Below are 12,028 nucleotides of genomic sequence, written 5' to 3'. Positions count from 1 at the left end.
GGAATCCAGGCTAGTACGCGGCTGCGACGCCAGCCCCGCACCCGCCGATCAGGACGAGGCGGACCGGCTCTGGTAACGCGTTTCGAGCTCGCGGTAGCGCTCCATGGCGTCGACCGCCCTGTCGCCGTCGCCAGCCTGGACCGCGAGCACGGGGATGTGTTCGTCGGCCGGCAGGAGCAGCTGCGCACCGAACCCACGATCCGGGTAGGTCAGCCCGCGCACGCGATCCCATTCGAACAGCCGGTCCGACCACAGATTGCGCACTGAGACACCGCCGGGACCCACACGCAGTCGCGGTCGGGTGAACAGGAGCACGGCTGCCGCAATGATCACGCCGATGATCATGATTGCCGCCTGATCCGACGCCCCGATGTTCTCCGGGCCCGTGTCGGAGATGGTGAGCAACACACCGAATATGACGTGGATCGCCAGCACGACGACGGCAACAGCGATCGCGATCCGTACCAGCCTGCGCGGCCGGTAGACCATGTCCCACTCGGCGTCAACCGAGCCCCTTCGGTCGCTGCCCGTCTTGTCGCTGCCCGTCTTGTCGACGGACGTCGCATCGGGGACGCGCTCGGTCACGACGACGACCCGGCGGCGCCCAGCGCCCGGAGCGTGAGTGCCGACGCGAGCGCCGCAGCAGTCGCCTGGGCACCCTTGTCTTCCTTGGAGTCGGGCAGACCTGCCCGATCGAGAGCCTGCTGCTCGTTCAGCGTGGTGAGCACTCCGTTTCCGACGGGTGTCGACTCGTCGAGCGAGACTCGCGTGAGTCCCGCGGTGACGGCGTCGCACACGTACTCGAAGTGGGGTGTCTCGCCCTTGATCACCACGCCGAGCGCGACCACGGCATCGTGTGTGCGAGCCAGCGCCTGAACGATTACCGGTAGTTCGATCGCGCCGGCGACCTGGACGACGGTCGGGTCCTCGACGCCGTTCTTTCGCGCCTCACGCAGTGCACCGTCGAGCAGTGCGGTGCAGATCGTCGCATGCCACTGGGAGGACACGATCGCCAGCGAGACTCCGCCCGCGTCGCCGAGGTCGAGTTCGGGTTCGCCTGCGCCGCTCATGCCTGTCCCGCCTCACCCGCGACGGCCGCTCCGTCGGCGAGCGGCTCGTCGAGTCCGATGATGTCGTGGCCCATACGGTCGCGCTTGGTGCGCAGATACCGCAGGTTCTCCTTGTTCGCCCGCACCGGCATGGGAACGCGTTCGACGATCTGCAGTCCGTAACCGTCGAGTCCCACCCGCTTGGCCGGATTGTTGGTGAGCAACCTCATCGAGGTGACGCCGAGGTCGGCGAGTATCTGCGCGCCGAGTCCATAGTCACGGGAATCAGCAGGCAGTCCGAGTTGGAGGTTGGCGTCGACGGTGTCCGAACCCGCATCCTGCAACTGGTAGGCCTGCAGCTTGTGCATCAGGCCGATGCCGCGCCCTTCGTGTCCGCGCATGTAGAGGACAACGCCGCGCCCCTCGGCGGCGACCATCTCCATCGCTGCGTCGAGTTGCGGCCCACAGTCACAGCGAAGGGATCCGAACACGTCGCCCGTCAGACACTCCGAGTGCACCCGCACAAGCACATCGCTGCCGGTTCCGTCCTCACCGGCGATGTCTCCCATGACCAAAGCGACGTGCTCGACGTCGTCGTGGATGCTGGTGTAGCCGACCGCGCGGAACTCGCCGTGCCGGGTGGGGATGCGCGCGTCAGCGACACGCACCACGTGCTTCTCGTGTCGGCGGCGCCACGCGATGAGGTCGGCGATCGAGATGAGCGCGAGGTCGTGTTCGTCGGCGAACACCCGCAGTTCCGGTGTCTGCGCCATCGCCCCCTCGTCCTTCTGCGACACGATCTCGCAGATCACGCCGGCGGGGGTGAATCCGGCGAGCCGCGCGAGGTCGACGGCGGCCTCGGTGTGTCCGGGGCGGCGCAGCACTCCCCCGTCCTTCGCGCGCAGCGGTACGACGTGGCCCGGTCTGGTGAAGTCGTTGGCCGTGCTCGCCGGGTCGGAGAGCTTCCGCATCGTGGTGGCGCGGTCGGATGCGCTGATGCCGGTACCGATGCCCTCGCGGGCGTCCACGGTCACCGTGTACGCGGTTCCGTGCTTGTCCTGGTTCACCGAGTACATCGGGGGCAGTCCCAGCCGATCGCAGGTGTCGCCGTCGAGGGGCACGCACAGGTAGCCGGAGGTATAGCGCACCATGAACGCGACGAGTTCCGGTGTGGCCTTCTCCGCGGCGAAGATCAGGTCGCCCTCGTTCTCGCGGTCTTCGTCGTCGACAACGACGACGGCCTTGCCCGCCGCGATGTCGGCGATGGCACGCTCCACGGAATCGAGCTCGACGCCCGTGCGCGCGCTGTCGACACCCATCACACCGACATCTGGCACGACAGTGCCATTCGATCCGTTGATCGTCGTGCTCGACGACGCCTCCACGTTGTTCTTGTCACTCATCTGACTCACTTCATTCCTGCTGCGTCGACAGGCGCGCCGGAGGCGCCCGCCGTGTGAAGCCGCTCGACGTACTTGGCGATAACGTCGACTTCGAGGTTGACCACGGCGCCCACCTGCGCCGCACCCAGGTTCGTTTCGTTCAACGTGGTGGGGATCAGCGAAATTTCGAACCAGTGCTCGCCCCCGGCGTCGGGGTCGGTTCCGACAGCAGACACCGTGAGGGACACACCGTCGACGGTGATCGATCCCTTCTCGACGAGGTAGCGGGAAAGCTTGTCGGGTACCACGATCCGGACGACGCTCCAGTGCTCGGAGGGGGTCACCGACGCCACGGTGCCCGTGCCGTCGACGTGCCCCTGCACGATGTGCCCACCGAAGCGCCCGTCTGCGGCCATCGCGCGCTCGAGGTTGACCCGGCTTCCGGCGGCGAGGACATCGAGCGAACTGCGAGTGAGTGACTCGGCCATCACGTCCACGGTGAATGAGCCGTCGGATGAGAGGTCGACGACGGTCAGGCACACGCCGTTGACCGCGATCGAGTCACCGTGCGAGGCGTCGGAGGTCACGAGCGGTCCGGAGATGGTGAATCGAGCCGAGTCGGAGAGGTCGTCGCGCGTGACGATCGTGCCGAGTTCTTCGACGATGCCGGTGAACAAATGTGCGCTCCTGTCCTGCCCTTGTCCGGGAGACCCCGTCGAGGGTGACCCGCTGGGGCGGACAGGACAGCGCGCCGACGCTGTCTTGTTCTCTCACATCCGGACTGTGACCGTCGGCTCCGGAATCACACCGGATCTGCTGACCCCGACCTGGCCGGGCGCTCGCGGGCTTGTCGCCGCGATCCGATCGCGACCACTCACCGCCGGTGGGGACTTGCACCCCGCCCCGAGAACGTGTGCTTTCGACGCTAGCACGCTGGTCACACGACGCGACACCCGCCACTGGGCGGTTCCCCCACCAGCGAGCCCTCACCGGGCGATAATTCCGATCATCGGGCGTTTCACCCCGTGCAGCACCCGTCTCGGGTCCCAGGAAAGGCAGCATCATCATGTCCGCAGGCACCAGCGGTACGACCACCACCTCGACCCCGTCGACCGGGCAGAAAGTCCTCACCCTCGCCGCACGCAACTGGGTTCCGATCGTCCTGATCGTCGTCGGCGTCATCTTCATCGCGCAGAACACCCAGCACGTGCGCATCAACTTCCTGGCATTCCATGTCGGAGCCTCACTCTGGCTGATCCTCACCATCGTGGCGGTCGCCGGTGTGATCGCAGGTTGGTTCATCGGGAGGAACCGACTCAAGCGCAAGTAGCGCTCACGCGCGTGTCATGCGGATGAGGACGTCGTCGCCGAGTTTCTCGACCGAGGCGGTGGCGAATCGGCGCGCATCGGCGAGCGTGGTGACCGTCGGACGATCGACCGACGATGCCCCGGCTCCCAGCACCATCGGCGCGATGTACGCCTCCACCTCATCGACGAGGTCCGCGTCCGCGAACGCGCCGATGACGGCCGGACCACCCTCGACAACCACCCACGTGGCGTCGGGAACTGCTGCCAGCACATCTGCGGGATCGTGACTCGGGACGGCGAGGAACGGGGCGGCGTCGTCGCGGATGCGTGCCGACTCCGAGATCTCACGCAGTCCCATCGCGATCCGGACCGGCTGATGTGACGCGAGGGTTCCGTCGGGCAACCGCGCCGTCAATGACGGGTCATCGGCGATCACCGTCCCCGTGCCCACGACGATCGCGTCGACCTGCGCGCGTTGGCGGTGTGCACGTTCTCGCGACGCCGAACCGGTGATCCAGCGACTCGTGCCGTCGGGGGCGGCGACGCGGCCGTCGACCGTCGACGCGAGCTTCGCAGTGACGAAGGGACGGCCGTGCCTCTGTCGGAACAGCCACTGCCGTAACGGGCCGTCGCCGACCTCGGTGGAGAGCCGCCCTGATTCGACGACGACGCCCGCGTCACGAAGTCGCTGCGCCCCGCCACTGGCGGCCGGGTTGGGGTCGGCGACCGCGAAGACCACGCGCGCGATGCCGGCGTCGATCAGCGCCTCTGAGCAGGGTCCTGTGCGACCGGTGTGGTTGCACGGTTCGAGTGTGACCACTGCGGTCGCACCCCGAGCCGCATCTCCGGCAGCCCGCAACGCCACGATCTCCGCGTGGGGCCCGCCGGGGGGCTGCGTATGGCCTCGGGCGACGATCTCACCGTGAGGTGAAACGATGACCGCTCCGACGGGTGGATTGGGTGAGCTGATGCCCAACGCGGCCACGGATTCCCCCATGGCCGAGCGCATGGCGGAATCGAGCAGCGACCGGTCAGTCGACACGTGCCCGGGCCGCCGCCGCCTGCTCACGCAACGCGGCAACGGCCTTACCCGGATCCTCCGCGCCATACACGGCCGAGCCGGCGACGAAGCAGTCGACGCCGGCCTCTGCAGCCTGCTCGATGGTGTCGGCGTTGATACCACCGTCGATCTCCACGAGCAGACGCAGATCCGACGAGTCGATGATCGTGCGCACGATACGGACCTTCTCCAGCACCTCGGCGATGAACTTCTGGCCACCGAAGCCGGGCTCGACGCTCATGACCAGCAGGGTGTCGATGTCCCGCAGTATCTCCAGGTAGGGCTCGAGCGGGGTGTTCGGCTTGATCGCGAGTCCCGCCTTGCCACCTGCGGCACGGATGTCACGTGCAACGTCGACCGGATCGTCGGTGGCCTCGGCGTGAAAGGTCACGTTGTAGGCCCCGGCCTCGGCATACGGCGGCGCCCAACGTTTGGGGTCGTCGATCATCAGATGGCAGTCGAGGGGGATGTCTGTGGCCTTGAGCAGACTCTCGACGACGGGGAGACCGAGCGTGAGGTTCGGAACGAAGTGCGCATCCATCACGTCGACGTGCAGCCAGTCCGCGCGGGTGTCGCCAGGATGCGCGACCGCTGCCGATTCCGCGGCCAGGTTGGCGAAGTCGGCGGAGAGAATCGACGGCGCGATCATCGGGGTGTTGGCATCAGTCATGGCAGTCAATTTAATTGTCCATCGCTTCCGACGATGTGGCAGGCCCCGACGATATCGCCGGCTCCGACGAGGCAGGGGGCTGGTTCGGGTCGTCGGGTGAAGCGATCGGCGACCGGACCGCGCGGAAGGTCCACAGCTTGTTGACCGCGAAGTTGATGGGCATCGTGATCACGATCGTGATGATCTGGGCCCAGTATTCGCGCGAATGCAGACCCGCTCCCTCATGGAAAAACGACGACGAGAGGTAGATCGGGGAGGTCGGATTGGTGAACCCGACCTTCAGGAACATACCGACGATCGCAGCGACGCTGCCGACTGCGAGAAATGGCCAGAACTCCGACCACCAGCTCGCGTGCTTGGCACTCTTGAAGGTCCAGGTGCGATTGAGCTGGAAGTTCACACAGTTGGCGACGAGGAACCCGACGACCCAGACGATCACAGTGAATCGCACGTTGAAGTCGGTGCCGCTGACGTGCCACAGCACGTCGTTGGCCTTCGCGGTGCCGCCGTGAGCCTTGTTCAGGAGAATGGCGACGACCATGTTGACGACGACCCCGCACGCTCCGACGATCCCGAATCGGACAAATTGGCCCAGACTACGTATGTGCTCGGCGTAGCGGGCTTGGCGAAGATCGTTCACGTAAGGGCAATATACGTGGTCGCTCCTCAAACTCCCGCACCGAGAATCCGCGCGCCGTCAGAAGTGATCGCAATGGTGCGTTCTGAATGCGCTGCATTTCGCCCGTCTGCCATACGCAATGTCCAGCCGTCGTCGACGACGAGGTTGGCAGATCCCCGTTCCCACCAGCGGACGAAGCGCCGTCGTGCGACGCCGACCCGGGCGGTTCAGCCGATACTCAGATGTAGAACGCCGCGAGGTGACCGTCGCGGTCGATCAAAGAAACGACGATGCGTCGTAACGGGCCCCTCATTCTCGTGTCAGTGCCGCCAGGAACATCGCGTCGGTGCCCTGCCGGTGCGGCCAGAGCTGCACGTGCGGGCCATCGCCGATCTCCTCGGTACCGACGAGCGGCCGGGCGTCGAGCTGACTGGCCTCGGGGACGTCGGCGAGAACACCCGCGACGAGTTCTGTCGTCTCCGCGGGGTGCGGCGAGCACGTCGAATACACGACGACGCCGCCGGGACGGATCATCTTCAGAGCCTCCGTCAGCAGCTCACGCTGCAGCCCCACCAGTTCATCGACGTCGGCGGGTGTGCGCCGCCACCTGGCCTCGGGTCGGCGACGCAGAGAACCCAGCCCCGAACACGGAGCGTCGAGCAGGATTCTGTCGTAGCCGGGTGCTAAGCCGGTCTCCGCGGTGAGACTGCGCGCGTCCCCGACGTGCACGTCGACCGGCATGTCGCGTGTGACCCCGCGGATCAGGTCTGCGCGGTGTTCACTCACCTCGACGGCATCGACATGCGCGCCGTCGATGTCGGCGATGGCGCCGATGAGAGCGGCCTTGCCGCCGGGACCGGCGCACATGTCCAGCCACCGGCCACCGTCCTCCCCGACGTCGGCTGCCGTGACAGCCCGCGCCACGAGTTGACTGCCCTCATCCTGAACACCCGCATAACCCTGGCGCACAGCCTCGATGTCGCCGGGATCGCCGCCGGGCAGATACACCGCATACGGCGAATAGCGGCCGACCTCACCGCCGCTGGTCAGGGCCAACTCCTCCGCGGTGATCAGTCCGGGACGGGCGACGAGGTGCACCGGGGGGCGCTCATCGTCGGCGGCGAGGGCAGCCTGTAATTCGCCCGCGGAGCCACCGAGTGCGTCGGAGAAGACCTGCGCGATCCATCGCGGGTGCGCATACCGAAACGCCAGATTCCCGACAAGGTCGTCCCAGATCGGCGGCGCGAGCTCGTCGACCCACAGGTCCTCGTCTCGCTGAGAGATCTTGCGCAGCACCGCATTCACGAAACCCGAAGGGCCCATGCCTTTTTCGCTGCGGATCAGGTCGACAGATGTCGACACCGCCGCGTGTGCCCCGATGCGGGTGCGGAGCAATTGATAGGCCCCGAGACGGAGGACGTCGAGGACGTCGCCGTCGATCTCGGACACGGGTCGGTTCGCCGCGGCGGCGATGATCGCGTCGAGTGTCCCGAGTGCGCGTGCGGTGCCGTAGGTCAACTCTGTGGCCAACGCCGCATCGCGACCGGTGATCTTGCGCTCGCGCAACAGCTTCGGGAGTACCAGGTTCGCGTAGGCATCGCGCGCGCGGACCGCACGCAGTACGTCACGCGCGACCTCGCGCACCGGATCGACGGCCTTCTTACGAAGCTTGGGATCGCTCATGACGGCACCGCCTCGCCCAGCACGGTCTCCTCACCGAGCCGTGCGCCCCGCGCCCAGTCGGTCGCGGGCATCTGCTTTTTGCCCGGTGGCTGCACCCACCCGAGTCGCACGGGCGACGTCGCGGTGCCGACGAAGACCACCTTTTTGGTCACGACCACACGGCCCGGTGCGAGCTCGGTCGGCACTGTCGGATCGTCGGCTGCGACGACGCCGACCGGTCCGATCTTGACGCGGGCGTCGCCGAGGGTCGTCCACGCTCCCGGTGCGGGTGTGTGCGCGCGGATACGTCGGTCGAGTAGATGTGCCGGCAGGGTCCAGCGGATACGTGCATCGTCGACCCCGACCTTGGGTGCGTGACTGATGCCCTCGGCGGGCTGGGGCACCGGTGACAGCGCCCCCGCAGCGATCCCGTCGATGGTCGACACGAGCAGGTCCGACCCGGCGTCGGCGAGTCTTCCCAGCAGCTCTCCACTGGTGTCGGTCGGCCGGATGGTTTCGGTCAACACGCCGTACACGGGTCCGGTGTCGAGACCCTTCTCGAGCAGAAAGGTGCTGGCCCCTGTGGTCTCGTCACCCGCGGCGATCGCAGCCTGCACCGGCGCGGCACCCCGCCATGCGGGCAGCACCGAGAAGTGCAGGTTGATCCACCCGTGCGGCGGAATGCCGAGGACGTCGGGAGGAATGAGACCGCCGTAGGCGACGACGGCTCCGACGTCGGGCGCCCACCGCGCGAGCGCCTCGGCGACCTCGGCGTCGGACATCCGACGCGGGGTGATGACCTCGATGTCGCCGGCGTCGGCGAGCGCGGCGACCGGTGAGCGCGACACCTTGCGACCACGGCCGGCGACGGCGTCGGGTCGTGAGATCACGCCGACGACCTCGTGATCGGGCGAGGCGAGGAGCCGCTGCAACGAGGGCACCGCCACCTCGGGTGTTCCGGCGAACACGATCCGCACGTCCTGCTCCTTCGAGTCGTGAGGCGCATGGTTTGCGCTCATCCGATGGTAGGTGGATCGACCTGCACGCGGATCGGCCCGGTCTCGTGATGTGTGTTGCGACGCACCTGCGCCGCTGTCAGAGCATCGGTCAGCTCACGCCCGCGCCGGCGGTCGGTACGCACCAGGATGCGTTCGATCTCGCCGCCATCGGGAACCCCGGCAGGTGGGCGCACGCCGGGTGGCAGCGGCACCGGCCCGAGAACGTCTGCACCAGTGGGCAACTCGATCAGGTCGGTGAACGAGTTGATCGACGCGGTGTCCCCGTCGATGGACGCCATCGTCACCGCGGGGGGGAATCCGAGTTCGACCCGGTTGGCGAGCTCATGAGCGGCAAAGCCCACCGGATCCCACCGGATGACCGCCTGCACCGGACTCAGCGACGCGTCGGCGACGATCACCATCGCGCCACCCTCGCGGCGCGGACGGATCAGTGCGCCGACCGCCATCCAGCGTCGGACCGCGTTCTCGTCGACCCGCAGGTCGAATCTGTCGAGTTGCGCCCAGGTGTCGAGAACAATGGCTGCACCGTAACCGCCGTCGGCGACCGGCTCCGCACCGGGAGTCGACACGACGACGCGGGCCCCACCGTCGACGCTGTCGGCGATCGACGAACCGCCACTGGTCAGCACGGGGACTCCCGCGAACGCACGGCCCAGTTCCTCTGCGGTGCGTCGCGCACCGGTCGTCAACGCTCTGACCTGGGTGCCGCCGCACTCGACGCAACGGAAACGCAGTTCGACACGTCCACACCACCGACAGGTCAGCTGCTGGTCCGCTCCCATCTGGACCGGACCGTGACAGGACCTGCACCGCACGTGGGTGCGGCATCGTGCACACGCAAGCGACGGGATGTACCCGCGGCGGGGCACGCTGAACAGGACGGGGGTGTCGGCAGCGATCGCCCTGCGGGCGGCGTCGAACGCCACCTCGGGAATCCGCGCGCTGTGCGCCAGCGGATCGCGTGCGACCCGCGAGTCCTCGTCGCTGATCGCGTCGATCCGCGGGCTGCGGTCGCGGATCGTCGGACGGTCGGCGACGAGGTCGTGTGCCCAGCCGGCTTCGGCGAGGACCTGGGCCTCCGCGGTGCGCGCGAACCCGCCGATCACTAGTGCGCCTCGCTCGATGTGTGCCCGCAAGACCGCAACCTCACGCGGATGCGGGTAGGGCGCGCGAGGCTCGTCGAGGCTGTCGTCGCCGTCGTCCCAGACCACGATGAGTCCGAGGTCGTGTACGGGCGCGAACACCGCGCTGCGCGTGCCGAGTACGACGTCGGCTGCGCCGCGCCGGACCGCCAGCCAGCGCCGGTACCGTGCGGTCGGTCCGAGCCCCGCGGCGAGCGTCACACAACGATCGCCGAGCAGCGGTTCACATGCAGCCGACAACCTGTCGAGATCGCGCTGATCGGGTACGACGACGACGACGCCACGGCCTGCGGCGGCGACGTGCGCCGCGAGTTCGGCCAGCCGCGCAGGCCAGTCCTCACCCGGAGTCGCCTGCCACAGCGCGCGCGGAGCTGCCTCGGTGAGTGAGTCGAGGAAGGAGTCGGCGGTGAGATACGCGCGCCACCCGTCACGCTCTGGAACGACGATGTCCGACGTCGGCGCAGGCGACTCCTCTTTCTCGGTGCGGGCGTGGCGCGGGGGCACGGCGAGCCGAACGACGTCGGACATCGTGCCCGCGTACCGCTGCGCGACCGCACGACAGACCAGGGCCATCTCCGGGGAGAGCACCGGCTCGGGAGAGACGACCCGTTCCAGCCACCCCAACTTGCCGGGATGCTCGGATTCGTCGACGCGATCGAGGAGAAAACCGTCGATGAGCCGACCCGAGAACCGCACACGCACGCGGACGCCGGGCACGGCATCGGCATCCTGCTCGGCGTCGATCAGATAATCGAAAGGCCGGTCGAGATGGGCCAACCCCAACATGGGCAGGACCTTCGCGACCGGCTTCGACGCTGCGCGTTCTTTCAGAACTGTGGCTTGTGTCTAGAGACCTGCGGCCGAACGCAGCTTGTCGGCCCGGTCGGTGTTCTCCCAGGGCAGGTCCAGATCGGTGCGGCCGAAGTGCCCGTATGCCGCGGTCGGTCCGTAGATCGGGCGCAGCAGATCCAAGTCGCGGATGATTGCGAGCGGGCGAAGATCGAACGTCTCCGAGATCGCCTTGCGGATGATTTCGGGGTCGGTCTTCTCGGTGCCGAAGGTCTCCACGAACAGCCCCACGGGGGCTGCCTTGCCGATGGCGTAGGCGACCTGCACCTCGATGCGACTCGCCAGACCTGCTGCAACGGCGTTCTTGGCCACCCAGCGCATCGCGTACGCCGCGCTGCGGTCGACCTTCGACGGGTCTTTGCCCGAGAATGCGCCACCGCCGTGGCGGGCCATGCCGCCGTAGGTGTCGACGATGATCTTGCGTCCGGTCAGACCCGCGTCGCCCATCGGGCCGCCGAGCACGAACTTGCCTGTGGGATTGACCAGCAGCCGGTATCCCTCGGTGGTGAAGCCGGGCAGATCCAATTCGGCGAGCACAGGATCGATGACCTGCGCCTTGATGTCGGGGGTCAGCATCTTCTCGAGGTCGATGTCAGCGGCGTGCTGAGTCGAGACGACGACTGTGTCGAGCCGGACGGGCTTGTCGCCGTCGTACTCGATGGTGACCTGGGTCTTGCCGTCGGGCCGCAGGTACGGCAGCGTTCCGTTCTTGCGGACCTCGGTGAGTCGTCGCGAGAGCCGGTGCGCGAGGGCGATCGGCACCGGCATCAGCTCGGGCGTCTCGGAGGTGGCATACCCGAACATCAGCCCCTGGTCGCCTGCGCCCTGGGCGTCGATCTCGTCCTCGGAGATGCCGCTGCGGCTCTCGTGCGAGTTGAAGACGCCTCCGGCGATGTCGGGTGACTGAGCCCCGATCGCAACGTTGACCCCGCACGACGCGCCGTCGAAACCCTTGGTCGACGAGTCGTACCCGATGTCGAGGATCTTGTTGCGCACGATTCCCGGGATGTCCACATAGGCGGTGGTTGTGACCTCGCCTGCCACATGAACCTGTCCGGTGGTGACGAGCGTTTCGACGGCCACACGGGCCTTCGGGTCGTCGGCGAGGATGGCGTCGAGGACCGAGTCGCTGATCGCGTCGCAGATCTTGTCCGGATGCCCTTCCGTGACCGACTCACTGGTGAACAGGCGTGACGCAGAACTGGTCATCTGATCCTCTCAAAACTGGTGTCCCCCGCTGGGAGCACACGGCAACCCGAACAGGTCGA

12 protein-coding genes, 1 pseudogene and 1 riboswitch are annotated in these 12,028 nt (G+C 67.4%); of the genes and pseudogenes, 1 reads left to right on the top strand and 12 read right to left on the bottom strand.

Annotated features, from left to right (window positions below):
• Positions 1 to 48: 48 nt before the first annotated feature.
• The 4 genes from GOACH_RS08265 to GOACH_RS08250 form a co-directional block, all read right to left on the bottom strand.
• Positions 49 to 489 carry a PH domain-containing protein gene (locus GOACH_RS08265; protein WP_052003955.1) on the bottom strand — a complete coding sequence of 147 codons (441 nt, stop codon included), beginning with the start codon at positions 487 to 489 and terminating at the stop codon, positions 49 to 51.
• A gap of 92 nt (positions 490 to 581) precedes the next feature.
• Entirely contained in the window at positions 582 to 1,070 is a 489-nt protein-coding gene (gene ribH, locus GOACH_RS08260) for a 6,7-dimethyl-8-ribityllumazine synthase (RefSeq protein WP_005173272.1), read from the bottom strand.
• Entirely contained in the window at positions 1,067 to 2,368 is a 1,302-nt protein-coding gene (locus GOACH_RS08255; RefSeq protein ID WP_040518128.1) for a bifunctional 3,4-dihydroxy-2-butanone-4-phosphate synthase/GTP cyclohydrolase II, read from the bottom strand. Before GOACH_RS08255 ends, ribH begins: the two co-directional genes overlap by 4 nt.
• A gap of 89 nt (positions 2,369 to 2,457) precedes the next feature.
• Positions 2,458 to 3,108, bottom strand: coding sequence for a riboflavin synthase (locus tag GOACH_RS08250; RefSeq protein WP_005173268.1), 651 nt, complete (start codon positions 3,106 to 3,108; stop codon positions 2,458 to 2,460).
• Positions 3,109 to 3,191: 83 nt separating this feature from the next.
• Positions 3,192 to 3,346: riboswitch (FMN riboswitch) on the bottom strand.
• A gap of 151 nt (positions 3,347 to 3,497) precedes the next feature.
• On the opposite strand from GOACH_RS08250, the gene GOACH_RS08245 reads away from it, so the two are divergent.
• Positions 3,498 to 3,761: a lipopolysaccharide assembly protein LapA domain-containing protein gene (locus GOACH_RS08245; RefSeq protein WP_005173267.1), complete on the top strand. Its 264-nt coding sequence runs from the start codon at positions 3,498 to 3,500 to the stop codon at positions 3,759 to 3,761.
• 3 nt (positions 3,762 to 3,764) lie between these two features.
• On the opposite strand, the gene ribD is transcribed toward GOACH_RS08245, so the two are convergent.
• The 8 genes and pseudogenes from ribD to metK all read right to left on the bottom strand — a co-directional run bounded on the left by ribD (position 3,765) and on the right by metK (position 11,969).
• The gene (gene ribD, locus GOACH_RS08240; RefSeq protein WP_040518048.1) at positions 3,765 to 4,748 is read right to left on the bottom strand and encodes a bifunctional diaminohydroxyphosphoribosylaminopyrimidine deaminase/5-amino-6-(5-phosphoribosylamino)uracil reductase RibD; all 984 of its coding nucleotides are present in this window, start codon (positions 4,746 to 4,748) and stop codon (positions 3,765 to 3,767) included.
• 22 nt (positions 4,749 to 4,770) lie between these two features.
• Positions 4,771 to 5,448 carry a ribulose-phosphate 3-epimerase gene (rpe, locus tag GOACH_RS08235; RefSeq protein WP_040518126.1) on the bottom strand — a complete coding sequence of 226 codons (678 nt, stop codon included), beginning with the start codon at positions 5,446 to 5,448 and terminating at the stop codon, positions 4,771 to 4,773.
• A 31-nt stretch (positions 5,449 to 5,479) separates the two neighbouring features.
• The gene (locus tag GOACH_RS08230) at positions 5,480 to 6,109 is read right to left on the bottom strand and encodes a GtrA family protein (protein ID WP_005173253.1); all 630 of its coding nucleotides are present in this window, start codon (positions 6,107 to 6,109) and stop codon (positions 5,480 to 5,482) included.
• Positions 6,110 to 6,135: 26 nt separating this feature from the next.
• Positions 6,136 to 6,276: pseudogene (locus tag GOACH_RS24235) on the bottom strand (type I methionyl aminopeptidase); the annotation flags it as partial.
• A gap of 121 nt (positions 6,277 to 6,397) precedes the next feature.
• Entirely contained in the window at positions 6,398 to 7,771 is a 1,374-nt protein-coding gene (locus GOACH_RS08225) for an RsmB/NOP family class I SAM-dependent RNA methyltransferase (protein WP_005173251.1), read from the bottom strand.
• Positions 7,768 to 8,727, bottom strand: coding sequence for a methionyl-tRNA formyltransferase (gene fmt / locus GOACH_RS08220; RefSeq protein WP_005173249.1), 960 nt, complete (start codon positions 8,725 to 8,727; stop codon positions 7,768 to 7,770). Before fmt ends, GOACH_RS08225 begins: the two co-directional genes overlap by 4 nt.
• 38 nt (positions 8,728 to 8,765) lie before the next feature.
• Positions 8,766 to 10,697, bottom strand: a complete 1,932-nt coding sequence (locus tag GOACH_RS08215) for a primosomal protein N' (protein WP_005173247.1) — start codon at positions 10,695 to 10,697, stop codon at positions 8,766 to 8,768.
• 60 nt (positions 10,698 to 10,757) lie between these two features.
• Positions 10,758 to 11,969 carry a methionine adenosyltransferase gene (metK, locus tag GOACH_RS08210; RefSeq protein ID WP_005173246.1) on the bottom strand — a complete coding sequence of 404 codons (1,212 nt, stop codon included), beginning with the start codon at positions 11,967 to 11,969 and terminating at the stop codon, positions 10,758 to 10,760.
• Positions 11,970 to 12,028: the final 59 nt, after the last annotated feature.

Origin of the sequence: Gordonia aichiensis NBRC 108223 (genome assembly GCF_000332975.1) — a bacterium.
Classification (GTDB): domain Bacteria; phylum Actinomycetota; class Actinomycetes; order Mycobacteriales; family Mycobacteriaceae; genus Gordonia; species Gordonia aichiensis.
Note: the sequence above shows the minus strand (reverse complement) of the source record. Positions and strands in the feature narration are given on the sequence as shown.

Coding starts and splice junctions, on each gene's coding strand:
- GOACH_RS08215 (WP_005173247.1), bottom strand. CDS start 10,697: ATGTTGGGGTTGGCCCATCTCGACCGGCCTTTCGATTATCTGATCGAC.
- GOACH_RS08255 (WP_040518128.1), bottom strand. CDS start 2,368: ATGGGTGTCGACAGCGCGCGCACGGGCGTCGAGCTCGATTCCGTGGAG.
- ribD (WP_040518048.1), bottom strand. CDS start 4,748: ATGCGCTCGGCCATGGGGGAATCCGTGGCCGCGTTGGGCATCAGCTCA.
- GOACH_RS08225 (WP_005173251.1), bottom strand. CDS start 7,771: ATGAGCGATCCCAAGCTTCGTAAGAAGGCCGTCGATCCGGTGCGCGAG.
- rpe (WP_040518126.1), bottom strand. CDS start 5,448: ATGATCGCGCCGTCGATTCTCTCCGCCGACTTCGCCAACCTGGCCGCG.
- GOACH_RS08265 (WP_052003955.1), bottom strand. CDS start 489: ATGGTCTACCGGCCGCGCAGGCTGGTACGGATCGCGATCGCTGTTGCC.
- GOACH_RS08245 (WP_005173267.1), top strand. CDS start 3,498: ATGTCCGCAGGCACCAGCGGTACGACCACCACCTCGACCCCGTCGACC.
- metK (WP_005173246.1), bottom strand. CDS start 11,969: ATGACCAGTTCTGCGTCACGCCTGTTCACCAGTGAGTCGGTCACGGAA.
- ribH (WP_005173272.1), bottom strand. CDS start 1,070: ATGAGCGGCGCAGGCGAACCCGAACTCGACCTCGGCGACGCGGGCGGA.